At 69.4% G+C, this 24,199-nt stretch carries 18 protein-coding genes; 13 read left to right on the top strand and 5 right to left on the bottom strand.

From position 1 onward, the window contains the following. The first annotated feature begins 1 nt into the window (after position 1). The 10 genes from AB0I34_RS26380 (at position 2) to AB0I34_RS26425 (ending at position 12,041) form a co-directional block, all read left to right on the top strand. A complete protein-coding gene (locus AB0I34_RS26380) occupies positions 2 to 697 on the top strand; it encodes a methyltransferase domain-containing protein (RefSeq protein WP_360449763.1) in 696 nt (231 codons plus the stop codon). Between the two features lie 103 nt (positions 698 to 800). Next, positions 801 to 1,364 carry a hypothetical protein gene (locus AB0I34_RS26385; RefSeq protein ID WP_360449765.1) on the top strand — a complete coding sequence of 188 codons (564 nt, stop codon included), beginning with the start codon at positions 801 to 803 and terminating at the stop codon, positions 1,362 to 1,364. Continuing rightward, positions 1,357 to 2,613 (top strand): ABC transporter substrate-binding protein, encoded by a 1,257-nt coding sequence (locus tag AB0I34_RS26390; protein ID WP_360449768.1) that lies wholly within the window; start codon positions 1,357 to 1,359, stop codon positions 2,611 to 2,613. The genes AB0I34_RS26385 and AB0I34_RS26390 overlap by 8 nt, the downstream gene beginning before the upstream one ends. Then, positions 2,613 to 4,385, top strand: coding sequence for a sugar ABC transporter permease (locus AB0I34_RS26395; protein ID WP_360449771.1), 1,773 nt, complete (start codon positions 2,613 to 2,615; stop codon positions 4,383 to 4,385). Before AB0I34_RS26390 ends, AB0I34_RS26395 begins: the two co-directional genes overlap by 1 nt. Next, a complete protein-coding gene (locus tag AB0I34_RS26400) occupies positions 4,382 to 5,728 on the top strand; it encodes a hypothetical protein (protein ID WP_360449773.1) in 1,347 nt (448 codons plus the stop codon). The genes AB0I34_RS26395 and AB0I34_RS26400 overlap by 4 nt, the downstream gene beginning before the upstream one ends. Before the next feature lie 34 nt (positions 5,729 to 5,762). Then, positions 5,763 to 7,163, top strand: coding sequence for a DNA repair protein RadA (radA, locus tag AB0I34_RS26405; protein WP_360449775.1), 1,401 nt, complete (start codon positions 5,763 to 5,765; stop codon positions 7,161 to 7,163). A gap of 470 nt (positions 7,164 to 7,633) precedes the next feature. Beyond that, the gene (locus tag AB0I34_RS26410; protein WP_360449778.1) at positions 7,634 to 8,572 is read left to right on the top strand and encodes a beta-ketoacyl-ACP synthase III; all 939 of its coding nucleotides are present in this window, start codon (positions 7,634 to 7,636) and stop codon (positions 8,570 to 8,572) included. Between the two features lie 180 nt (positions 8,573 to 8,752). Beyond that, positions 8,753 to 9,847, top strand: coding sequence for a DNA integrity scanning diadenylate cyclase DisA (disA, locus tag AB0I34_RS26415; RefSeq protein ID WP_360449781.1), 1,095 nt, complete (start codon positions 8,753 to 8,755; stop codon positions 9,845 to 9,847). Between the two features lie 119 nt (positions 9,848 to 9,966). Next, the gene (locus AB0I34_RS26420; protein WP_360449783.1) at positions 9,967 to 10,539 is read left to right on the top strand and encodes a PadR family transcriptional regulator; all 573 of its coding nucleotides are present in this window, start codon (positions 9,967 to 9,969) and stop codon (positions 10,537 to 10,539) included. After that, positions 10,515 to 12,041 carry a DHA2 family efflux MFS transporter permease subunit gene (locus AB0I34_RS26425; protein ID WP_360449786.1) on the top strand — a complete coding sequence of 509 codons (1,527 nt, stop codon included), beginning with the start codon at positions 10,515 to 10,517 and terminating at the stop codon, positions 12,039 to 12,041. Before AB0I34_RS26420 ends, AB0I34_RS26425 begins: the two co-directional genes overlap by 25 nt. On the opposite strand, the gene AB0I34_RS26430 is transcribed toward AB0I34_RS26425, so the two are convergent. Then, positions 12,012 to 12,659, bottom strand: a complete 648-nt coding sequence (locus tag AB0I34_RS26430; protein WP_360449788.1) for a hypothetical protein — start codon at positions 12,657 to 12,659, stop codon at positions 12,012 to 12,014. The genes AB0I34_RS26425 and AB0I34_RS26430 overlap by 30 nt on opposite strands. A gap of 23 nt (positions 12,660 to 12,682) precedes the next feature. On the opposite strand from AB0I34_RS26430, the gene AB0I34_RS26435 reads away from it, so the two are divergent. Next, positions 12,683 to 13,588, top strand: coding sequence for an A/G-specific adenine glycosylase (locus AB0I34_RS26435; protein WP_360449791.1), 906 nt, complete (start codon positions 12,683 to 12,685; stop codon positions 13,586 to 13,588). A gap of 57 nt (positions 13,589 to 13,645) precedes the next feature. Here AB0I34_RS26435 and AB0I34_RS26440 read toward each other — a convergent pair whose 3' ends face one another. Next, the gene (locus tag AB0I34_RS26440; protein WP_131360044.1) at positions 13,646 to 14,596 is read right to left on the bottom strand and encodes a DivIVA domain-containing protein; all 951 of its coding nucleotides are present in this window, start codon (positions 14,594 to 14,596) and stop codon (positions 13,646 to 13,648) included. Between the two features lie 72 nt (positions 14,597 to 14,668). Next, positions 14,669 to 16,651 carry a kinetoplast-associated-like protein gene (locus AB0I34_RS26445; protein ID WP_360449794.1) on the bottom strand — a complete coding sequence of 661 codons (1,983 nt, stop codon included), beginning with the start codon at positions 16,649 to 16,651 and terminating at the stop codon, positions 14,669 to 14,671. 231 nt (positions 16,652 to 16,882) lie between these two features. Between AB0I34_RS26445 and AB0I34_RS26450 the strand changes: the two genes are divergently transcribed. Continuing rightward, positions 16,883 to 19,588: a hypothetical protein gene (locus AB0I34_RS26450; RefSeq protein ID WP_360449797.1), complete on the top strand. Its 2,706-nt coding sequence runs from the start codon at positions 16,883 to 16,885 to the stop codon at positions 19,586 to 19,588. Next, the gene (locus AB0I34_RS26455; protein ID WP_360449800.1) at positions 19,585 to 20,094 is read left to right on the top strand and encodes a hypothetical protein; all 510 of its coding nucleotides are present in this window, start codon (positions 19,585 to 19,587) and stop codon (positions 20,092 to 20,094) included. Before AB0I34_RS26450 ends, AB0I34_RS26455 begins: the two co-directional genes overlap by 4 nt. Positions 20,095 to 20,100: 6 nt before the next feature. Here the strand turns inward: AB0I34_RS26455 and AB0I34_RS26460 are convergent, their stop codons facing one another. After that, positions 20,101 to 21,351, bottom strand: a complete 1,251-nt coding sequence (locus AB0I34_RS26460; RefSeq protein WP_360449801.1) for an MFS transporter — start codon at positions 21,349 to 21,351, stop codon at positions 20,101 to 20,103. Positions 21,352 to 21,466: 115 nt separating this feature from the next. After that, entirely contained in the window at positions 21,467 to 24,007 is a 2,541-nt protein-coding gene (locus AB0I34_RS26465; protein ID WP_360449803.1) for an ATP-dependent Clp protease ATP-binding subunit, read from the bottom strand. Between the last annotated feature and the right edge of the window lie 192 nt (positions 24,008 to 24,199).

A 24,199-nucleotide genomic window follows, 5' to 3' on the forward strand; every position in this document is an offset into this window, starting at 1 on the left:
TGTGAGCATCGCGGAAGGTGGGATTCCGAGTCCCAACATCTGGCAGCACCCGAAGGTGTACGAGGTCGAGAACCGGGCTGTCGATCCCGACGGGGTGATCGAGCCGGCCATGCGGGCGATCCGGGACTGGGCCGGCGCGACGCTGCTCGACATCGGATGCGGCACCGGGTTCCACCTGCCGACGTTCGCGGCGACCGCGGGCCGGGTCATCGGAGTCGAGCCGCATGGTGCACTCGCCGACGCGGCCAAGCGCCGTACCAAGGACCTGCCGAACGTCGAGGTCCGGCAGGGTACGGCGCAGCGGCTGCCGGTGCCGGACTCGTCGATCGACGTGATGCATGCGCGCTGGGCGTACTTTTTCGGGCCGGGCTGCGAACCGGGGCTGGCCGAACTGGACCGGGTGATGCGGCACGGCGGGACCGCGTTCGTGATCGACAACGACGGGAGCCGGTCGACATTCGGGCGCTGGTTCACCGAGTCGTACCCGAAGATCAAAGCGGCGGAGGTCGAGGCCTTCTGGACCGCGCGCGGCTGGCAGCGGACGCAACTCGACATGGGCTGGCGGTTCGAACGCCGGGAGGACCTCGAGGCAGTGATCCGGATCGAGTTCACGCCGGCCGACGCGGAGCGCATCATCGCATCGCATTCGGGGGTCGAGGTCGACTACGCGATCAACCTGTGGAGCCGGACCTTCTGAACCTCTTCTGAAACGACACCCGGACGACCCTGCGAACCGACCTCCACTCCCCATAGGGTTGACGAACCACTCGACGGGTCTTCTGGGGAGGCGCCAGCCAGGGATGGACGGTCTGCTGCTCGAACAGGTCCCCGGCTTGCCGGAGAAGGTCCGGATCGACGTAGGCGAGCAGCGAGCGCTGGTGATGCCGTCGGCCGCTGCGGCACGCCGGCTGGTCGATGTACTGACCGGTGCGGACGATCCACCGGCCGATGCAGTGGTGAAGATCGGCGATCCGGTCCGATTGGTGCCTGCCGAAGGCGGGCTGCTGCCACACCTGACGGTGCTCGGCAACGTCGTCCACGGCCACATCGTGAGGCATCGCGTGACCCGCAAGACCGCGGAGGAGGAGAGCCTCGTCACCGCAGGAGACTGCGGACTGGACGACGTACTGGATCGCTATCCGCACGAGATCACGCCAGGCCGTCGCCGGCTGGCCGGTGTGGCCCGTGCACTCCGCGCACACCCGAGGCTGATCGTGCTGGAGGACGCGGCCGGTCTGCCGACGTGGGGATCGTTGCTCCGGCTTCACCACCCGCCCGAGGAACCACCCCCTGAGCTGTACGGAGCCGCGGTGCTGCTGATCACCACCGACTCCGGCCGTACGACGGGCTTCCGCGATGCCTAGTAGCCGCAGAGCGTTCCTGGGAGCCGCCGCGACGCTCATGGTCGCGGGTTGTTCGAACGACGTGCTGGGACTCCGGCGCAGTGTGCGGGTGGCGGTGAGCTGGAGCGGTCAGGAGTTGCACGCGTTCCACGACGTACTCGACGGTCTGGGCAAGCTGGACTATCCGGTGGAGGTCGTGCCGCTGGGCGACGACATCTCCACTGCGTTCGGGGCCCGCTCCGGCCGGCGGCCGGACATCGTGATGCTGCCGCAGCCCGGACTGGTCCCGCGCGAACGCAACGAGCGCAACGACCTCCAGGCCATCCCGGACGAGGTGGCGGACCCCGGCCGGGCACGGCTCTGGAAAGACCTGCTCGTGTACGACGGCAAGACGTACGGCGTCCCGTTCAAGACGGCACACAAGTCAGCGGTCTGGTACCGGCCCTCGGTGTTCCGGGAGGTCGGTGTCGAGCCACCACAACTCTGGTCGGACTGGCTGACGCTGAACAAGACACTGTCGGATGCGGATGTCCGGCCACTCTCGCTGGCCGCGGGTGATGGGTGGGTGCTCACCGACTTTCTCGAGAACGTCCTGCTGGGCATAGCGCCTGCCGTCTATGCAGGGCTGGCGACAGCGACGGAGCCGCAGCCGTCACGACGACCCGAGTTCGCCGCAGCCCTTCGTTTGCTGGGATCCATGTGGTCCGCTCCGGGTGCGCTGGCCGGCGGTGTGAAGCGCTCACTCGTGCAGCAGTTCCCGGACGCGATCGTCGAGGTGTTCGGCCATCGCAGAGCCGCCATGGTGTTGGCGTCCGACTTCGCTGAGCCGGTAGTGCGTTCGTTCGCGGCCGATCCGGACGACATCGGAGTGTTCACGTTCCCGGCACTCGCGCCGGGCGCCGCCGCGCCGGTCGTGGTCGGAGGCGACGTGATGGTGCTGCCGAAGCCCTCCAGCGACGACGCGGTCGATCTGGTCCGCCGCCTGTCCGCACCGACCGCGGTGGACCCGTGGATCAGACAGGGCGGCTTCCTGGTCGACGGACGGGTGTCGGGCTACTCCCCCGAGCTGACCAGGCTGGCCGAACAACTGACCGCACCGAACGGACTTCTCCAGTTCGACCTGTCCGACCAACTGGGACCCGTTGGTGGCATCAACGGACTGTGGCGAGTGCTCACCGACTTCCTGATCAGGATCGGCGATCGCGGCAGTGCCGTCGTACCGCAGGCTGTCGATGACGCGGTGAACGAACTGCGTGAGGTGGAAAGCTGATGGGCTTGCAGACGAACGGCCTGTCACTGGAGATCGTCGGCCGCGAGGTGAGCGGCCGTCCCGTGGCCGGCAAGCCGCGGCGACCGGCCGGACCGTATCTGCTGGGGCTCCCCGCACTGTTGCTCAGCTGTCTGCTGCTGATCCCGATCGGGGTGACTGTGGTGGCGGCGTTCCGGACCACCAGCGGCTTCGGGTTCGGCAACTTCGCGGTGATGGGCGACCCTGGCGCATTGCGTGCCGTAGGCAACAGTCTGGCCTGGGTGCTGGTCGCGTTCGCGCTGGTCGTGGTCGGGTTCTTCCTTGCTCTGTTGAGTTATCGGCTGCCCGGCCTGACGTCGTTCCTGCAGCCTGCGCTGGTGATCCCGTTCGCGGTGTCCGTGCTGGTGTCGGGCGCGACGTTCCGGTTGATCTTCGACCCGGCACCCGAGCGCGGCACGGTGACCGCGGTCTGGACGCGGCTGTTCGGCACGAGCCCGGTGTGGCTCGGCCCCGGCCTGTTCTGGCTTGTACTGGTGTCCGCCTTCGGCTGGACCTGGCTCGGGTACGTCGTCTCGCTGTTCCGCGCCGGCCTGGACGCGATACCGGACGACGTCACCCGCACGATCGCCGCCGAGGGTGTCACCGGCTGGCGACGACTGTTCGCGTTGGAGATCCCACTGCTCCGGCCGATCACCGGTGTGGTGACGCTGACCCTCGTCATCGCGGCGGTTCGGGTCTTCGACCTGGTCCTGATCGTCGTACCCGGTTCCATGCAAGGCTCCGCGGACGTGCTCGGCCTGAACTGGTGGCGTGCGAACGCGAACGGTGCCGACTCGGGTCGCACGGCGGCGCTGGGTGTGGTGCTGTTCGCGATCGTGGCAGCTGTCGCCGTGATCGGCGTACGCGGCCTGCGCCGACGCCGCTGGGCGATGCCGGTCTCTGTGGTGACCCCGGATCCGACGCTGGGCCGTCCGAAACCCAGCAAGCTGGTACGCCGCTTCGGATGGATCGTCGGCTTCGCAGTCAGCTTGGTGTGGATCTTCCCTGCCGTGGTGCTCGTCGCCACTGCTCTCCACTCGCCGCGCGAGGCCGGTCTGCACGGCTGGTGGTCGCTGTCCGGTCTTGGCTTCTCGTCCTTCAGTGCTGCCGCGAACATCGGGCTGTTCCGGGCCTTGCTGTCCACAGTGCTCATCGCCGGCGCAGCCACAGCGGTGTTGTTGGTGATCGCCGTACCGACGGCCTATCTGGTGGCGTGGGGTGGTCTACCGCAGTGGCTGGGCCGCGTGGTGATGGCCATGTTCGTCGTACTCGCGGTGACCCCGGTTCAGATGTACGCCGCTCCGTTGCAGGATGCGATCGGTGCAGCGGGGTTGGCCGGATCGCGGATCGCGTTGGCATTGGTCCATGCGGCCGCCGGTCTGCCGTTCGCTGTCCTGCTCCTGCGGTCCGCGTTCGCCTCTGCGCCACCGGCCCTGGTTTCTGAGGCATTGCTGGGTCCTGCGCGACAGAGCGCCGTACTGGCAACGGTGCAGAGGACCTATCGGCCGGCGTTGATCGCTGTGGCGGTGCTGGAGTTCGCACTGGTGTGGAACGACTTCATCGTCGGATTCCTGATCAGTGGTCCTGGTACGACGCCGTTGTCACTGGTGTTGTGGGGCGAGGCGCGGCAGTTCTCCGCGTCCAGTGGGACCGTCGCTGCTGCCGCTGTGGTCGCGTCTGTTGTGCCCGCCGTACTGATGCTGACGTTCTGGCAGAAAGTGGTGCGTGGACTGACCGCAGGGAGTCGGCCATGACATCTGGGACATCTGCGACATCCGGGACATCTGGCGACCAGCAACCGAAGCTGGAGGACAAACCACGCCAAAGCCGCCGGCGGGGTGACTTCTTCGGGATCAGCGCGCTCGCCTCGGCATTGTTGTCCGGTCTTGCGGGCGAGCGGTTGTCGCAGAGCCTCGACAGCGGCGGCTGGGTCCGTGTGGTCGGCCTCTCGCTGACGTTCCTGTTCCTGCTCATCTGGGCGGCGTACTACGCGCCGACCGTGCTGGCGGCGTACAAGCGACGGCGGCAAGAGGCTGTAGCAGTCGTCGCGGCACCGGAGCTGCGCGCAGCGGCGGAGGAGGCCGAGCAGTGGATGATCGCGCTCGGCTCCGACACCGGCGGTATGGCGGCGGCCGAGTGGTACTCACTGAACGAGCCGCAACTGCGCGAACTCCTGCAGGCCGAGAAGCCACGCGAAGGCATCGCGGACGACTTCGCCCGGATCTGCGACGCGCTGGAGGTCTGGTACCTGCGCCGGTCCGAGCCTCTCCCGTTGCTGGAGCTCAGCGAACTCCTGTCGGCCGTTGCCGAAGCATGCGGCCGCCGCGACCTCGCGGAACTCGCTGCGGCTCGCGAGGCGACGGCGTACCGACTGCTGGGTGATCTGGAGAGCGCGACCACGCGGCTGGGCGTCTCGGACAACGTGGCGACCCACAGCCGGACCGCGGCGGCGCTGACGACTCGCCGGCAGGTCGAGCGGGCGCTGCTGCACCTGGCCCGGGCGGAACAGTCGCCGGCGGGCAACGACCGGGTCGAGGCGGTGCTGAACGCGCGGGACCGGTTGGACGACGCGCGCCTCAACCGGCCAGGCCCTGACCTGGCTGCCGAGGTGGCGATCCTCATCAACCGCGCGATCGTGAACCTGTACCAGCTGGAGCCGGAAGAGGCACTCGACCAGCTCCGGCCCGCCGTCGCACGTGCCCGCGCGGCCGGCGACATCAGCGGCCAGGCACACGCGTCCGAGCTCATGGGGGTAGCGGCCTGGATGCAACGCAGTCCGCACGAGGCCAAGCGGATGTGGCGCCATGCGGAACACCTCTACTCGGAGATCGACGAGAGCGAAGGCCGCGCCCGCTGCCTGCAGCACCTCGGATCGGCAGAGGTCGTGGCCGGCCGGAAGAAGCAGGCCCGGGCGTTGCTCGAACGGAGCGCCGACCTCCGGACGTCGGAGAGTGAACTGCTGACGAAGTACCTCGAAGCCGCGCAGGAGGACGGGCAGCCGCCCGAGGTCGACGACGACGGCGGGACCGGGGTCACGGTCAGCTGGATGCGCCGGCTGCTCGACCGGGTCCGGGATCACTTCACGCTCAGCCGCTGACGTTTTGTCGGCGGGTTCGCCTAGGTTGTTCTGCATGGCGAAGGCGACGGGGACGACGAAGGCGAAGCCGCAGTTCGCGTGCACCGAGTGCGGGTGGACATCGGCGCGCTGGATCGGACGCTGCGGCGAGTGCCAAGCCTGGGGCACGGTCGCCGAGGTCGGCGCGCCGAAGGCCTCCCGGATCAGCGCCGGCCCGGTGTCGTCGCCGGCCATGCCGATCGCGAAGGTCTCGGTCATCGAGGCCGAGTCCCGCCCGACAGGCATCGCCGAGCTCGATCGCGTTCTCGGTGGCGGCGTCGTGCCGGGCGCCGTCATCCTGCTCGCCGGCGAGCCCGGGGTCGGCAAGTCGACGCTGCTGCTCGAGGTCGCCGCGCAGTCGGCCCGCCGCGGGCAGCGCACGCTCTACGTGTCGGGTGAGGAGTCGGCCGCCCAGGTGCGGCTGCGAGCCGGCCGGACGGACGCGCTGGTCGACGAGCTGTACCTAGCGGCCGAGACGGACCTGTCCGCGGTGGTCGGCCAGGTGGACGCGGTCGAGCCGACGTTCCTGGTCATCGACTCGGTGCAGACGATGGCGCATCCCGAGGTGGACGGCGCTCCTGGCGGCGTGACCCAGGTGCGTGAGGTCACCGGTGCGCTGGTGCGGCTGGCCAAGGAGCGGCACATCGCCGTCGTGCTCGTCGGCCACGTGACCAAGGACGGCGCGATCGCAGGCCCGCGGATGCTCGAGCACCTGGTCGACGTCGTCCTCGCCTTCGACGGCGACCGGCACTCCGGGTTCCGGATGGTGCGCGCGACGAAGAACCGGTTCGGTCCGTCCGACGAGGTCGGCTGCTTCGACATGGTTGACACCGGGATCGTCGAGGTGAGCGATCCGACCGGCCTGTTCGTCTCCGAGCACGCCGAGCCCGTCGCCGGGACGTGCGTGACCGTGATGATGGAGGGCCGCCGGCCGCTGCTGGCCGAGGTCCAGGCGCTGGTCGGGCCGTCCGCCGCCCCACAGCCGCGGCGGACCACCTCCGGACTCGAGTCGTCCCGGGTCGCGATGGTTCTCGCCGTCCTCGGCAACCGGGTCGGCCTCAAGCTGACCGACCAGGAGGTGTACGTCGCCACCGTCGGAGGCGTGAAGATCACCGAACCGGTGGCCGACCTGGCCGTCGCGATCGCGGTCGCGTCCTCGGTGATGGACCGCCCGATCCACCCCGGCCTGATCGCGATCGGCGAGGTCGGGCTGGCCGGTGAGGTGCGCCGCGTCGGCGGTCTGGAGAAGCGCCTCGCCGAGGCCGCCCGCCTCGGCTTCACCAAGGCGATCGTCCCCGCCGACGTCCCCAACCGCGGCAAGGATCTCAAGCCGATGGACATCCAGGCCAAGTACGGCCTGCGCACCTTCGCCGCCCCCGACCTCCCCTCTGCCCTCCTGGCCGCCGGCCTGACCTGACACGAACCCCGCGCTCTCCCTCCCCTGTCGCCGGGCTTCCCTGCGGCCCGCGGACCGCGCCACCCCGCGTGTCCCCAGACGGGTCCGCGTGTTCCCGGGCGCGCGGCTTCGCGCCTCTCTGGCGGGCACCGCCGCGTTCCGCTGGCGGGCACCTCGGCGTACAGCTCGACAGGAGGTGTGTACTCCGCGGGCGCGTCCCCCAGCGTGCCGTGTCCTCATCAGCCGGGATTCGTCGGACACCTCCTGTCGAGCTGTACGCCGCGCGCTGCCAGCCACTGCGTGGACGGTGATGGGGGTTGTGGTGCGGGACGAGCCGGGGGTGTGTCCCTGCCCACAAGATCCGGTAAGGGATGAGACGCGGGCTGCCGGGCCGCGGTGGACGGAACGTAGTCTTGAGGCGCCCCCGCCGGGTTCAGTGCTGAACCTGGGATACCGCCCGGCGTTGCCGGATGACCTCAGGAGCACTCGAGATGACCGGATCCAGAGTTGTCGCGCTCGGCCACTATCAACCGGAGCGGGTGCTCACCAACGACGAGCTCGCCACCATGGTCGAGACCAGTGACGAATGGATCCAGAGCCGGGTCGGCATCCGCGAACGCCGGATCGCCGCGGCCGACGAGAGTGTCGACGAAATGGCCTGGCGAGCGGCCGACAAGGCCGTGGCCAACGCGGGCCTCGACAAGGACGAGATCGACTACGTCGTGGTCGCCACCTGTACGGCGATCGACCGGTCACCGAACATCGCCGCCAGGGTCGCGGCCCGCCTCGGCCTCGGCAATCCGGCCGCGATCGACGTGAACACCGCATGCTCCGGCTTCGCCTACGCACTGGCGATCGCCGACCAGGCCATCCGGGCCGGCGACGCGACGAAGGCGCTGGTGATCGGCGTGGAGAAGCTGAGCGACTGGACCGACTGGACCGACCGCACGACGTGCGTGCTGATCGGCGACGGTGCCGGCGCGGCCGTGGTGGTCGCGAGCGACGAGCGCGAGGTCGGTCCGGTGGTCTGGGGCTCGGTGCCGGAGATGTCGGACGCGGTCCGGATCGAGGGCCGCGAAGGCCCGTTCCAGCAGGAAGGCCTGAGCGTCTTCCGCTGGGCCACCACCCAGCTGCCCGAGATCGCCCAGCAGGTCTGCGCGAAGGCCGGGCTCAAGCCTGAGGATCTCGGCGGCGTGGTGCTGCACCAGGCCAACCTGCGCATCATCGAGCCGCTCGCGAAGCGACTCGGCGCGACCAACGCGGTGGTCGCCAAGGACGTCGTCGAGTCCGGCAACACGTCCGCGGCGAGCATCCCGATCGCCCTGTCCAAGCTGGTCGAGAAGCGCGAGATCCCGTCCGGCGCGCCCGTGCTGCTGTTCGGTTTCGGCGGTGGTCTGTCGTACGCCGGCCAGGTCATCCGCTGCCCCTGACGCGGCAGACGCCGTACCCGGACAGTCAGGTTTCACGCGGGGAACCGGAACTGCACGGTCCGGATGCACGGGCGGCTGCACGCGCACGGGCGAACACCGTCGCGACCTGAGCTGCCGAGCGACCGGTCGCCGGGTACTTCGGCGCGAACGCAACGGCGTGACCGCATAGACTCAGGTTCCGTGGCTCCGAACTCCGACAAGAACAGCACCGGCGCCCGGATGCGCGCGACCCTCGCGGCGGTGGCACCGGGTACCGAACTGCGCGAAGGCCTGGAACGGATCCTGCGCGGGCGTACCGGCGCCCTGCTCGTCCTGGGTCACGACAAAACCGTCGACTCGATCTCGACCGGCGGCTTCGAGATCGAGGTCGAGTTCACCGCGACCGGGCTGCGTGAGCTGAGCAAGATGGACGGCGCGATCATCCTCGACCGCGACGCCACCCAGCTGATCCGCGCCGCCGTGCACCTGATGCCCGACCCGTCGATCCACACCGACGAGACCGGCACCCGGCACCGCACCGCCGACCGGGTCGCGCGGCAGACCGGGTTCCCGGTGATCTCGGTGTCGCAGTCGATGCACATCATCGCGCTGTACGTCGACGACCAGCGCTACGTGCTCGAGGACTCCGGCGCGATCCTGTCCCGCGCCAACCAGGCCCTGGCCACTCTGGAGCGATACAAGCTGCGCCTCGACGAGGTGTCCGGCACCCTGTCCGCACTGGAGATCGAGGACCTCGTCACGGTCCGGGATGTGGCCGCTGTTGCGCAGCGGCTGGAGATGGTCCGCCGGATCGCCACCGAGATCGACGGGTACGTCGTCGAGCTCGGGACCGACGGCCGGTTGCTCACCCTGCAGCTGAACGAGCTGGTCGCCGGTGTCGCCGGCGAACGTGAGCTCGTGGTTCGCGACTACCTGCCGCCGGCCGCGGGCCGCCGGCCCAAGACGGCCGACGACGTACTGCTCGAGCTGGATGCGGTCAGCCCCACGGATCTGCTCGACATCGGCCAGGTCGCGCGCGCCCTGCAACTGGGTGGCGCCGAGCAGCTCGACGCCGCCGTCACCCCGCGCGGCTACCGCCTGCTGGCCAAGGTGCCACGGCTACCGGGCGCCGTCATCGACCGGCTGATCGATCACTTCGGCCACCTGCAGAAGTTGCTGGCGGCAAGTATCGACGACCTGCAGACGGTCGAGGGCGTCGGCGAGAACCGCGCCCGCACGGTCCGTGAGGGCCTGTCCCGGCTGGCCGAATCCAGCATCCTCGAACGCTACGTCTGACCCTTTGCCACCCAGCGCCCCCGGCTCGTGACCGAGCCCGGGGGCGCTTGCGTTTCCGGAGTACGACGAGTAATACTCCACATGGAACATTTCGCACGGAACACTCCGGGTGGAGGACGATGGCCGACCTGACCCCGCTGGCGATCTCGGTGCTGGCGCTGCTCGAGGAGCGGCCGATGCACGCCTACGAGATGTACCAACTGCTGATCAGCCGGCACAACGACCGGATCGTCAAGGTCCGCCCCGGCTCGCTGTACCACACGGTCGAGCGGCTGGCCGGACAGAGCCTCGTCCGCGCGATCGGCACCGAACGCGCCGGCAACCGCCCCGAACGCACGACGTACGAGATCACTCCGGAGGGCAGCGAGGCGCTGACCCGGCGGGTGGAAAGTGGCATCGAGAAGTACGTCTACGAGTACCCGCTCTTCCCGGTGGTGCTGAGCGAGGCACACAACCTGGACGCCGAGGACGCGGTGCTGCGGTTCCGCCGCCGGGTCGAGGACCTGGACCGCTGGCTGGCCGATCTGGACGACGTGGTCGGCGCCGCCCGGGCGGCGAAGGTGTACGAGCCGTACTGGATCGGCGGCGCCTACGTCCGCAGTCAGATCGCCGCGGAACGCGACTGGCTCGCCACCGTCATCGAACGTATCGAGAGCAAGGACTTGGAATGGCAACCCCGCAAGAAACTGTGAGGCCGGAGGTTCGGCCCTGGCCGGCGCTGTGGGCGCTGGTGCTCGGCTTCTTCATGATCCTGGTCGACTCGACCATCGTGTCGGTCGCGACCCCGGCGATCCTGGACGATCTCGGCACCGACGTCGGCAGCGTCCTCTGGGTGACCAGCGCCTACCTGCTGGCGTACGCCGTACCGCTGCTGGTGACCGGGCGGCTCGGCGACCGGGTCGGGCCGAAGAAGGTCTACCTGACCGGTCTGGCCCTGTTCACGCTGGCCTCGGTCTGGTGCGGTTTCACCACCACGATCGGGATGCTGATCGTGGCCCGGGTCTTCCAGGGTCTCGGCGCGTCGATGATGACGCCGCAGACGATGGCGGTGATCACCCGGATCTTCCCGCCGAACCAGCGCGGCCGGGCGATGAGTCTGTGGGGCGCGACGGCCGGCGTGGCGACCCTGGTCGGCCCGATCCTGGGCGGTGTCCTGGTCGACGGTCTCGGCTGGCAGTGGATCTTCTTCGTGAACGCGCCGGTCGGGGTGGTCGGCTTCGTGCTGGCCATGCGGCTGGTGCCGAACCTGGAGACCCACCCGCACAAGTTCGACCTGATCGGCGTCGCGTTGAGCACGGCCGGCCTGTTCTGCCTGGTGTTCGGGATCCAGGAGGGCCAGAAGTACGACTGGGGCCAGATCAAGGGACCGATCTCGGTCTGGTCGCTGATCATCACCGGGCTGGTGCTGCTGGCGGCCTTCGTCATCTGGCAGTCCCGCAACCGCGGTGAGCCGTTGCTGCCACTGGGCCTGTTCAAGGATCGCAACTTCTCGCTGGCCAATATCGCGATCACCACGGTCGGCTTCGCGATCACCGCGATGGCGTTCCCACTGATGCTGTACGCGCAGGCGGTCCGTGGCCTGAGCCCGACGAAGGCCGCGCTGCTGCTGGTCCCGATGGCGGTCATCTCCGGCGCACTGGCGCCGTTCGTCGGCCGGCTGGTCGACCGGACGCCGCCACGGTTCATCGCGGGCTTCGGGCTGCTCTGCTGCTCGGTGTCGATGTTCTGGCTGAGCCTGGTGATCGAGCCGGACCTGCCGATCTGGGAGCTGCTGCTGCCGATCGCACTGCTGGGTGTCGCGAACGGCTTCATGTGGGCCCCGATCGGCAGCACCGCGACGCGGAACCTGCCGATGAACCAGGCCGGAGCCGGCGCGGGTGTCTACAACACGACGCGCCAGGTCGGTGCCGTCCTCGGCAGCGCGGGCATCGCCGTACTGATCGAGTCGCGGCTGGCCCACAACCTTCCGGCCATGCCAGGTGGTGCGCCTGCCGGCGAGGGTGCTGTTGCCGGAGGCAAGTTGCCGCCGGCGCTGGTGCAGGGATTCAGTGACTCGATGGCTCAGTCGCTGATCCTGCCGGGCGCCGTCCTGCTGATCGGTCTGGTCGCGGCGCTGCTGTTCGTCAAGCCGTCGCACATGGTGCGGCCTGCCGACGTACCGGGATCAAATGACCTGGAAGGCCTGCGCGGATGACGGACTGCCGTCGAAGACGGCGTTGACCACATACGTACCGGGCTTGGCCACCGGCTGCCCCGGCAGGCAGCCGGGGCCGGACCGGTGGCCGTTCCACGCCACAGTACTGGTCGCTTGCTTGCCCTTAGCAACCACCAGGGTGGCGCGCTTGATCGCTTGCGCACAATGGGTCGTGGTCCAGATCAGGTCGTTGCCCGATGTCACCGTCACGGTCAGCCGACCGGGATCGACACTCGCCTTGCACCCGTCCGAAACCGCGTCCAGCCGGACCACGAAGTTCAGCACGGATCCGGAGACGATCCGTCGGGTCGCGGGCAGTACGTCGACGCGGACGTCGGATCCTTCGCAGTTGGTGTCGCGCGGCGTCGGCGGCGGCGTGCTCTTGGCCGGCGTGTCGGTCGGTGTCGCCGTCGGCGTGGTGACCGGCGTCGGCGGCGGGGCGCTGCTGGGGTTCTGCTGCGGGCCGGACGCGGCCGAGTTCTGCGGATCGTCACCGCCACCGGAGAACAGCCGGAAGACCAGGATGAACAGCAGCACCAGAACGACGAGTACCAGTCCCCGGCGGAACCAGTACACGCTGGCGGGCAGATGCCCGACCGGACGGAGCAGGCTGCTCATGCTCGCACCCTAATATCGGCTCTGTGCTCGACCAGTCAGGCTCGCCGCTCACCGCCGCAGCTACCGCTCTGCACGAGCCGGTGCTGCGCTGGTACGACGCCAATGCCCGGGTGCTGCCGTGGCGGCAGCCCGACGCCGGTCCGTGGGCGGTGATGGTCAGTGAGTTCATGCTGCAGCAGACACCGGTCAATCGGGTGCTGCCGGCGTACCAGGCCTGGCTGGAGCGGTGGCCGAAGCCGGTGGACCTGGCTGTAGAGCCGCCAGGCGAGGCTGTGCGGGCCTGGGACCGGCTCGGGTACCCACGGCGTGCGCTGCGGCTCCACGCGGCGGCACAGGCGATTGTGGAGCGCCACGGCGGCGAAGTACCGGACGACCACGACGCACTGCTCGCCCTGCCCGGTGTGGGCACCTACACGGCCGCAGCGATCGCGTCCTTCGCGTTCGGCCAGCGGCACGCGGTTGTCGACACCAACGTGCGCCGGGTGCTCGCCAGAACTCTCACCGGCGTCGCACAGCCGACCACCTCCCCCACTGCGGCCGACCATCGGTTGGCAGTGACCGCACTGCCCGCAGACGAACCGACAGCGGCCCGCTGGGCAGTTGCCTCGATGGAGCTCGGCGCTCTGGTCTGCACAGCACGTACGCCGAAGTGCGGCGACTGCCCGATCCGCGACCGCTGCGCGTGGGTCCTCGCCGGCAGCCCGCCGTACGACGGTCCGCCGCGCAGAGGGCAGACCTACGAAGGCACTGACCGCCAGGTCCGCGGCCGGCTGCTGGCTGTCCTGCGGGCCGAGTCAGGCGCCGTACCGAAGAAGGCTCTGGACGTCTGCTGGCATGACGAGGTCCAACGTGAGCGCGCGCTGGACGGCCTCGTGGCCGACGGCCTGGTCGAGCCGCTCCCGCGCGCTCGCTACCGGTTGCCGAACTGAGCGACCGGTCACTCGAACTGAAAGGCCGGCCCGAGGTTCTCGGGCCGGCCTGGTGTTTCAGTTCTTCTTGCTGCCGGTGGTGGCCTGCTCGTCGTCGTCGGCCAGCAGGTCGAGCGGCATCGCCGGGCTGCCGGACAGCGTCGCCAGCATCTGGCGGACGTTGGTCAGCTGCGCGTTGATGCTGTCCCGGCGCTGGGTCGCGGCGGCGAGCTCGCGCTCGGACTCGGCCCGGATCCGCTCCGCCTTGTCCTTGGCAGCGGCAACGATCTCCTGAGCCTGCCGGTTCGCGTCGGCCAGCTGCTGCTGAGCCAGCCGCTCCGCCTCGGAGCGGGAGCGGTCGGCTTCGCGCTGCACCTGGGCGGCGCGGTCGGTGACGGCGGCCAGCTGCTGCTCGGCCAGCGCGGTCCGGGCGGCGAACTCCTGCTCGACCTTGCCCCGGCGCTCGGCCAGGGTGGTCTCGAAGGCGGCCGCGGCCTGAGCGGACTTGGCCCGCTCCTGCTCGTACAGCGCCTGGGCCTCGCTGCGGCGCGCGGTCGCGTCGCGCTCGGCCTCGTCACGCATGTCGTCGGCCTGGGTGCGCGCCTCCTCCAGGATGCGGGCAGCCTCGGCGTCGACCTCGCTCTTCCAGTCCAGGGAGTACTGCTCGGCCTCCTTGCGGACCTTCTTGGCGTGCGCCTCGGCGTCGGCGACGATCGCCTCGGCGTCGGTGCGGGCCCGGGTGACCAGGTCGCGGGCCTCGTCGTCGGCCAGCGACAGGATCTTCGCCACCCGCTCACCGAACTCGGTGAAGGTGGGCGTCCGGTCCTTGTTGTCCTCCTGCGCGGAGATGACCGCCGACTCCGCGGCGTCCGTGCGCTGCTGCAACTCCTGGACGTGCCGCTGCAGCTGCTCGGACTGCTGCTGCAGCGCGGTCAGCGAGGTGGTCAGCTCACGGATGTGCTGGTCCACCTGGGCAGGCTCGTAGCCACGCAGAACGGTCCGGAACGGGGTTGGGCTTTCACTGCTCATGTCTTCTGATGCTCACTTCGGTGGGTGGGTGGATCACACATTGTCACTGACAAGGATCTGACTGTCACGTCCTCATCCTGATTCCCCCGTGGAACCCTCGCTGGATGACATTCCACCACCTGGACGGAACCCCGGTACAGCGAGTGCCTCGATCACACCCGAAAGCTGGGTGAGCTCCTTGGTGATCTCATCACGGCGCTGGTTCAGTGCCGCGACCCTCGCCTCGGCGTCGGCGAGAAGTTTTCGGGCCTGGGCACGCAGGTCGTCGGCATGCTCGCGGGCCTGCGCCTCGAGCTGCTGCGCCTCGGCGCGGGCCTTGCGGATCAGGTCGTGCGACTGGCGCTGCGCATCGGCCAGATCGTTGGCGGCCCGCTCCCGCAGTACCTGCGTGCTCGCCTGGGCCTCGGCCTCGCGGCGGGTCGCCCGCTCGACGATCTCGCGGGCCTCGGTCTGTGCGTTGCCCTTCAGCTTGTCCGCCCGGTTCTGCGCCTGGGCCGTGAGCTTCTCCGCCTCGTGCTGGGCGCTCGCCAGCGTCGCCTCCGCCTGCTGGCTGGCCGTCGACAGCGTGGTCTCGGCCAGCGTGGTCAGCTCGGCGTTCTCCCTGGCGATGGCGTCCTGGGTCTGCTTCAGCCGGCTGGTCGTGCGACCGACCACGCGGCGCATGTGCGCCCGCTTCTGACGCAGTACGTCGGTCGCCTCGGCCTGGGCCTGCGCCCGGATCGACTCGGCCTCGGACTCGGCCGCACCGATCAGGTCGTCGACTGTCCGCTTGCTCCAGATGGTCTGCCGCTCGGCCTCCGCGAGCGCCGCCTCGGCCGCCTTGTTGGCGTCCTCGACGATCCGCTGCGCCTCGGCCGTCGCCGTCCGGCGATCAGCTTCGATTGAGTCGACGACCAGCTTGGCCTGCGCGCGGGCGTCGGCCATCAGCCGCTCGTTGCCGGCCTCGGCCGCGGCCTTGTGCTCGGCGATCTCGGCGACCGCCTCGGCCCGCAGCTTGTCGATCTCGAGCGAGATCGAGGCCAGCTTGGCCCGCTCGGTCTCCTCGAGCTCGGCGGTCCGCCGCTCCAGCTCGGCCCGGTTCTCACCGCGCAGCCGCTCGATCTCCGCGTGCGCCGCGGCGATCTCGACCCGGGCCTTCTCCCGGGCGCCCTCGACCGCGTGCTCCACCGAGGCTCGCAGCTCGCCCGCCTCGGTCTCGGCGCGGGCTATCAGCTCGGCCTCGTTGCGCACCGCTGCCTTCGAGACCAGCGCGGCCTGCTCGCCGGCGTCGGCCACCAGCTGCTGGGCCTCGCGACCGGCCCGCTCGATCGTCTGCTGTGCCGACTCCCGCGCCATCCGGGCGTCCTCGAGCAGTTCGTCGGCCTCTTCCTTCAGCCGCGCCGCCTCGCCCTCGGCGGCCGCGATCCGCCGGTCCGCCGCCGCTTGCGACTCGGACCGCAACCGGTCGGCCGCCGCCTGGCTCTCGGTCCGCAGTTGCTCGGCCGCGGCCTCGGACTCGGCCCGCCGCCTGGCCACTTCGTCTGCCACGGCGGCCCGGAGTTGTTCGGCCGCGCTCTCCGACTCCGCCTTCAGCCGCTGTGCGATCGAGTTCGCCTCGGCCCGGACCCGCTGCGCTTCACCGGTCGACTCGGCGTGCAGCTTCTGCGCTGCGGCCGCGGCATCCCGGCGTACTCGCTCCGCCTCGGCGGTCGACTCGGCGCGGAGTCGCTCGGCGGTGGCCTCGGCCTCGGCGCGGACCCGGTCAGCCTCGGCCTCGGACTCGTTCCGCAGCTGTTCGGCGGCCCGATCGGCGTCGTTCAGCAGGCGCTGCGCGGAGGCGTTCGCGTCGGTCCGCAGCTTCTGCGCCGCTGCCTCGGCGTCGGCCCGCAGCCGCTCGCTCTGGGCCCGGATCCGTCCGGCTTCCTCGCGGACGACGTCGTTCTCGTGCTCGGCCTGCTCGCGCAGGGTGTCCGCGATCCGCTGGGCTCGTTCGAGCACGCCACCCGCTTGCCGCACGCCAAAGGAACCGGTGTCGGCGACCGGTTCCTGGGTCAGTGGCAGACGCGGCGCGTCCATGCGACGAGATGATTCCATCCCCGGCCCCCTTTCCGACAGTCCGGGTCCATCAGCGTGGTCACAGGGTTACAACGCGGTACATGGGTGGCAGGTAACTTCTTTTTCATGCCGCTGCGCGATCTTCCCACCGAATCGAAGGCCGCGGCGGCCCTTCTTCGTACCGATGAGATCACGCACCGCAGGACCATACGACGAACGGGGTGGCAGGGTGTAACGCTGGCGTGTCTCAGTGTGGCCACAGTGCTCTCGGTGCTCGTCCCGGCGCCGGTGGGCACAGGCTGTTACCTCTGGCGGGCGACCACCCAGCCGGTGAACGGCCGCGGTGCGGCCCTGGTGCTGCCGGTCGCGATGATCCTGCTGGTGCTCGCGGATCGCTTGTCCGCGGACCGATTCCAGCTTCGCCGGCAGATCAGATGGACCGGAACGACGGCGATCGCGCTGGTCACCGTGGCGACCTGGACCGGCCTGGTCGCGCAGGGCCGCTCAGGGTGCACGACCTCACCGGCAGTGATCGGCACCATCGCCTGCGGGACCATCGCGACCGCGGTCGCGGCGCACTGGGTGATGCGCTCGCCCGCCCCGCCCGCATCCGTCGATGACGAGCCCGGCGAGGACGCCGAAGAACCTCTCAATCAGTCCGAATTGCGGGCAGTCTTTGTCCGACTGATGACCACTGTCGACAACTGGCCCTCGCTCCGGCTCCAGCTGATGCCAGTGCTCACCGGCGTCCTCGCCGTACTGCTGGTGGCCTCCACGGTCCTGTCCTGGCGTGAACTGCTCGACCCGGTGGCACTCGGTCCGACGGCCGCCGAGGCTGGTCTAGCCCGGTCTCAACTCTGGGAGATCCCGTCGGCCCGGACGTGGACTGTCGCCATCTGTCTGCTCGCGGTCGCGACGTTGCTGTCGTCCGGCTTGGTACGTCGTGCCTTGGCCGTTGGCACTGGGACAGCGGTGGTTGCCGGGGTCCTGTCGCACATGGTGTGGCTGCCACCGAAGCTGCCCAATGGTGTGGGCTACCGGCCCGGTCTGGGTGTTTGGACCGCGCTTGGACTCGGCTTGCTACTCGTTGCCACAGGCATGGTGGGTGTGCGCGGCCTGCGAGTCGTTGCCGGTGCGGCAGTGGTCGGGCTGCTCGGCGGACTGCTGCTTCCGTCGGCGATAGGAGCTGGGTACGCGCCCGAAGCGGCCGCCGGGAAGCCGCACCGGTTGCTGGATCTGCACGGTGGCCAACTGGTCGACCGCCTTGGCATGCGGGTGTCCATCGGTACGTCGGATGTCTTGGATTCGTTGGCCGGGACGCTCGACGGGTCGCCAGGGCAATGGCTGCTGGGGCGGACGGGATCCGAGAGCTCGACGGTGTTCGCGTACCGGGACGGGGTCGCGCTGCCACAGGTGACCCTGAACCATGGCGCCACTCCGCCGGCACTGTGGGGCGTCGCCGACAGCCGCATGGTCATGCTGGCCGGCGGAGCACTCGGTAAGCCGTGGGCGATCCTGGCCGTGCCGCTGGACCTGGCACAGGCCGACGTGAGCCTCAGCCACAAGAACCAGAACGGTACGTACTACGTGACGCCGGGCGTGCAGATCCTTGCGACCGGCATCGGTCCCGCACTCAGCCACCGCAACTCGGACCGGTCGATCGTGGTGTCGGGTTCGGCGACCACCTGGCAGATCCCCGCGAACCAGCTGCGACCGGGCATGGTGCTGAAGGACTTCGTGATCGATCCGGGTATCGGTGCACCAGGCAACGAGGTCTCCAGCGGCCCGGACGGTACGACGGCCTGGCGTACGAGCGAGACCGGACTGGCGATCATCCGGCCGGGCGGGAAACCGCAGCAGCTGACCGGGATCGCCCCGGCCGGCTGCGTGGTCAGCAGTGATGCGGCCAGCTCGTCCATGACCGTGGACGCGTTCGCGGTCGATGTGCGGGGCAACCTTTGGCTGGGTGGTGGTGCCCCGACGTCGGTGATCACTCCGGACGGCGTACTGCGGAAGCTGCCGGGTGGAGCGGATGGTGTCGAGAGCATCGAGGCCAAGCCAGACGGATCGGTGGTGCTCGGGGCGTCACCGGGTGGGGGCGACCAGGTGCTGGTGATTCCTGATGCGGCGACGGCGGCCGCGGCGTACCCGGCTGCACCGCCGCCTGATCGCCGGTGTGATCGGCGTACGCCGGTTGCCGGGACGACGACGTACACGGCGACCGATCTGCCGGCGGTGCCGGTGGTGGATGGCCAGCCGGGCGCGGCCGGCGTGAGCTCTCAGCTGGCCCTGGACGCCGCTGGGAGGCTGGTTCGGGTTCGAGTGCCGTTGGCAGCGCGCGCGTGGGCTCCGGACGGTCAGGGCGGCGTGTGGTGGACCCTGCTCGATCGCCCAGGCGCGGAGACCGCCGTACACCTGGTGGATGGCCGGACGACGCGTGTGCACGATCCGCAGCCGGTGCAGGGTGATCAGAAGGCCGAGTTCGCCGGGGCCGCCGGGGATCGGCTGGTGACTGCGATCACTGCGAGCGTCTACAACCTCTACGGGCCGGGGAGCTCGGTACGTCGCGTCCAGGTGAAGGGCGCGCTGCGGCCGGACGGGTTGGTGCAGTTGCCGTCTGGTGCGGTGGCGATGGTTCTGGGCGAGCGACTCGTACTCGTCGGGCCGGACGGGCGGTCGGTCACGCTGCTCGGTGGTTCGACGACCGGGTGGCCGGTCTCGGCGACCGGCGTACCTGCGTTGCAGCGGACCGCCGACGGGACGTGGTTCGCCGGGCCCGACGGCAAGCTCTGGGGGTACGACGGCAGCTACCTCGTCCGCGTGGACGCGCCGGGACGCATCACGGTCGTCGCGGGGCCGACCCAAGGTGTCCCGCAGGCCGCCGATCACCTCACGGTCATCGGGTCGGCGCTCTACTTCCAGCTGGGCAACGACCTGATCCGCTTGGACGCCCCATGACCGGACTACCGGACGAGGAACTCCCCGGCCGTCTCGACGCGGCAGAAGGCGAGCTGGCTACTGCTGAGCATCGGTGGTTCGCCCGTGCCACGCTGTTCGCCGCACTGGCTACCGGAATGGCCCTGCTGCTCCCGTGGACCTACAGCCGGCGCCTTGGCTTGTCCGTCTGGCAACTCGGCATCGAGACCGAACCGACTCTGGCCTTCACCTGGCTGGCCGGTCTGGTCACCACAGTCGTCGGACTGCTCCTGAAGCCCGGCCCCAAGTCCCAGGCAACCGCAGCCGTCACCACGATCATCACTCTGCTGTTCCTGGCGGCCACTTGGCAGGCCACCAACCCCGCCACGCCCACCGACACCTGGACAGCCCCCGGCCCTGCCGTGGCCCTCGCCACCTCGCTGACCTGGCTCCTCACCACGCTCCCCCAGTTCTTCACCCCACGCTCCCGTCCGGCGCCCCCATCCGCTCTTGCCCGAACGATCACCCGTCTCCGTCGTACCCGCTGATCCCACCTACCGCGGATGCCCCTCGGCGCCCGCCACGTCGCCGCGGATCAGCGGGAGCACAGAAATCGCCATCACGGCGGCCGCGACAAGCAGCATCGACCGGCTGCCCAGCCGAGCTCCACCGAGCCCGCCGACCAGACCGCCCACCGGGAACAGCGCATAGACCAGGAACCGTCGTACGGCGTTCACGCGCCCGAGCAGGTCCGGCGGGGTGACCAACTGGCGCATGGTCAGCTGGCCGATCGTGTACACAGCACCAGACACCCCGCCGACGAACTGTCCGATCCCGACGAGCACGGCGGGGACCACGCCGAACGGCGCCATCAGCAGCACGATCGCCGCCGCCGTCGTGAGGATCGCGACCATGACCGAGCGGCCGAATCCGAAGCGGGTGGCCGCCCAGTTCGCCAGCAGCCCTCCGACCACCCCGCCCACGCCGGCGAGCATCGCAAGCAGGCCGACAAGTCCCGCTGAGAAGTGCAGCTCACGCACGAGGGCCAGCACCAGCGACGAGTCCCGGATCGCCACCGCGAAGGCCCCGATGCCGGACGACAGGCACAGCGCGACCAGGACCCGATCCTTCAGCACGTACGCCAGGCCGCTCCGGATGTCGCCGATGATCCCCCTCCGCCCACTCATCCTCGCCGCCACGAGCTCGGGCGACCGCAGGAACAGCAGCAGAACTCCGGAACAGACGTACGACACGGCATCGACGGCGACCGCAACCGTGGCGCCAACGAGCTGGACCAGGCCACCGCCCAGCCCGTTCCCCGCGATGCCGGCGACCGAACCGTTGACCGAGATGGCACTGTTCCCCGCGCCCAGCATCGCGGACGGAAGCACCCGCGGCACCATCGACGCCGATGCCAGGTCGTTCACCACCATCTGCGCCTGCACGAGGAAGACGACGCCGTACAGCACGGGCATCGACAACAGGTCGAACAGGCCGAGGACCGGTACGGCGCCCAGACAGATCGCGCGGCCCAAGTCGGTGAGAACCAGCACGGGCCGCTGCGGCCACCGATCGATCAGTGCGCCGGCCACCAAGCTGAACAGCACATGCGGTACGGCGTTCAGCGCCGTAAGGATGCCGACCTCCACCGGCGACGCGTGCAGCACAACAGCCGCCAGTAACGGGACGGCCAGCACGGTCACCCCCGTGCCGAGCGCAGAGACCAGGTGCGCGCCCCAGAGCCGCCGGAAGTCCGGATACCCACGCAGCGCCGCCAACCATCGGGGCCCAGTCAGCTCACTCATGTCCCGTACGACGACGCGGCGCCGCGAATCGTCACCAGATCTGCTGCAAGAAAATGCCGAGCGCGGCGAGCAAAGTGCTCGCCGCGCTCGGCTTGCTGGAAGGCAGTCCCTCAGATCACGTGTCCTGCAGACCTGAACTCCCACCGGCGGCCAGGTCGGTCAGCTCCAGGTCGGGGCTGCTCGCCTTCGGCGTACCGGTGAAGGTGAAGTACTCCGCCAGGCCGTCGGAGTTGACCGTGCCCTCGGGGGCCGCGTCGACCAGAACGATCTGGCCAGGGCGCACCTCCCCGAACAGGATCTTCTCCGCCAGGACGTCCTCGACGTCACGCTGGAGTGCGCGGCGCAGCGGACGGGCGCCCAGGACCGGGTCGAAGCCACGCTTGGCGACCAGTTCCTTCGCCGCCGGGGTGAGCTCGATGCCCATGTCCTTGTCCTTGAGCCGCTCCTCCACCTGCCCGACCATCAGGTCGACGATCTTGATGATCTCGTCCGGGCCGTGCTGGTGGAACACCACGATCTCGTCGACGCGGTTCAGGAACTCGGGCCGGAAGTGCTGCTTGAGCTCCTCGGTGACCTTCGCCTTCATCTTCTCGTACGAACCCGAGGTGTCGCTGGCCTGCGAGAAGCCGAGGCTGACGGCCTTCGCGATGTCCTTCGTCCCGAGGTTCGTGGTCATGATGATGATGGTGTTCTTGAAGTCGACCACGCGGCCCTGGGCGTCGGTCAGACGACCCTCGTCCAGGATCTGCAGCAGCGAGTTGAAGATGTCCGGGTGGGCCTTCTCCACCTCGTCGAACAGCACCACGCTGAACGGCTTGCGGCGCACCTTCTCGGTCAGCTGACCGCCCTCTTCGTACCCGACGTAGCCAGGCGGGGACCCGAACAACCGGGACGCCGTGTGCTTCTCGGAGTACTCCGACATGTCCAGGCTGATCAGTGCCGACTGGTCACCGAACAGGAACTCGGTCAGTGCCTTCGACAGCTCGGTCTTACCGACGCCGGACGGGCCGGCGAAGATGAACGAGCCGCTCGGCCGGCGCGGGTCCTTCAGGCCTGCACGAGTACGCCGGATGGAGCGCGACACCGCCTTCACGGCGTCCTCCTGGCCGATGTACTTCTTGTGCAGCTCCTTCTCCATGTCGAGCAGCCGGGTCGACTCCTCCTCGGTCAGCTTGAAGACCGGGATGCCGGTGGCCGTGCTGAGCACCTCGGCGATCAGCTCCTCGTCCACCTCGGCGACGACGTCCATGTCGCCGGCCTTCCACTGCTTCTCCCGCTCGGACTTGGCGTTGATCAGCTTCTTCTCGTCGTCGCGAAGGCTCGCGGCGCGCTCGAAGTCCTGCGCGTCGATCGCCGACTCCTTCTCCCGGCGCACGTTCGCGATCTTCTCGTCGAACTCGCGCAGGTCCGGCGGAGCCGTCATCCGGCGGATCCGCAGCCGGGCCCCGGCCTCGTCGATCAGGTCGATCGCCTTGTCCGGCAGGAACCGGTCGGAGATGTACCTGTCCGCCATCTGCGCGGCGTTCACCAGCGCGGCGTCGGTGATGGTCACCCGGTGGTGAGCCTCGTAGCGGTCCCGCAGGCCCTTGAGGATCTCGATCGTGTGTGCGATCGAGGGCTCGGCCACCTGGATCGGCTGGAACCGGCGCTCCAGCGCGGCGTCCTTCTCGACGTACTTGCGGTACTCGTCGAGAGTGGTGGCACCGATGGTCTGCAGTTCGCCGCGGGCCAGCATCGGCTTCAGGATGCTCGCCGCGTCGATCGCGCCCTCGGCCGCGCCGGCCCCGACGAGGGTGTGGATCTCGTCGATGAACAGCACGATGTCGCCGCGGGTGCGGATCTCCTTGAGCACCTTCTTCAGGCGTTCCTCGAAATCACCCCGGTAGCGGGATCCCGCTACCAGTGCGCCCAGGTCGAGGGAGTAGATCTGCTTGTCCTTCAGCGTCTCCGGGACGTCACCACGGACGATCTGCTGGGCCAGACCCTCCACGATGGCGGTCTTGCCGACGCCCGGCTCACCGATCAGGACAGGGTTGTTCTTGGTCCGCCGGGACAGCACCTGCATGACCCGCTCGATCTCCATCTCGCGCCCGATCACCGGGTCGAGTTTCGATTCGCGGGCGGACTGGGTGTAGTTCCGGCCGAACTGGTCGAGCACCAGCGAGCTGCTGGGCGCGCCCTCGGCGGCTGGGCCACCGGCGGACGCCGTCTCCTTGCCCTGGTACCCGCTCAGCAGCTGGATGACCTGCTGCCGGACCTTGTTGAGGTCCGCTCCGAGCTTGACCAGGACCTGCGCGGCGACACCCTCACCCTCGCGGATGAGGCCGAGCAGGATGTGCTCGGTGCCGATGTAGTTGTGGCCCAGTTGCAGGGCCTCGCGCAGGGAGAGCTCCAGCACCTTCTTGGCGCGGGGGGTGAACGGGATGTGCCCGCTCGGTGCCTGCTGCCCCTGGCCGATGATCTCTTCGACCTGGGAGCGGACAGCCTCGAGCGAGATACCCAGGCTCTCGAGAGCCTTGGCGGCGACACCCTCACCCTCGTGGATCAGGCCGAGCAGGATGTGCTCGGTCCCGATGTAGTTGTGGCTGAGCATCCTGGCCTCTTCCTGAGCCAGGACGACTACCCGACGGGCGCGGTCCGTAAATCGTTCAAACATCGCCAAAGCGCTCCTTGCCTCAGAGGAGTCGGACGTACCGTGTGGCCCGACCCCCGTACATGCATGCTAGTCCCCGGTGCCGACAGGCTCGCTCTGGGCGAACAAAAGAACACTGCTCGATCGGCCACCCGGGAGGCATCACAAGGGAAGAACCCCGCGGCTCTCCAGCGTGTTCCCGTCCGGCCCCGATCG

The sequence above is a fragment of the Kribbella sp. NPDC050281 genome (genome assembly GCF_040655855.1).
Classification (GTDB): Bacteria; Actinomycetota; Actinomycetes; order Propionibacteriales; family Kribbellaceae; genus Kribbella.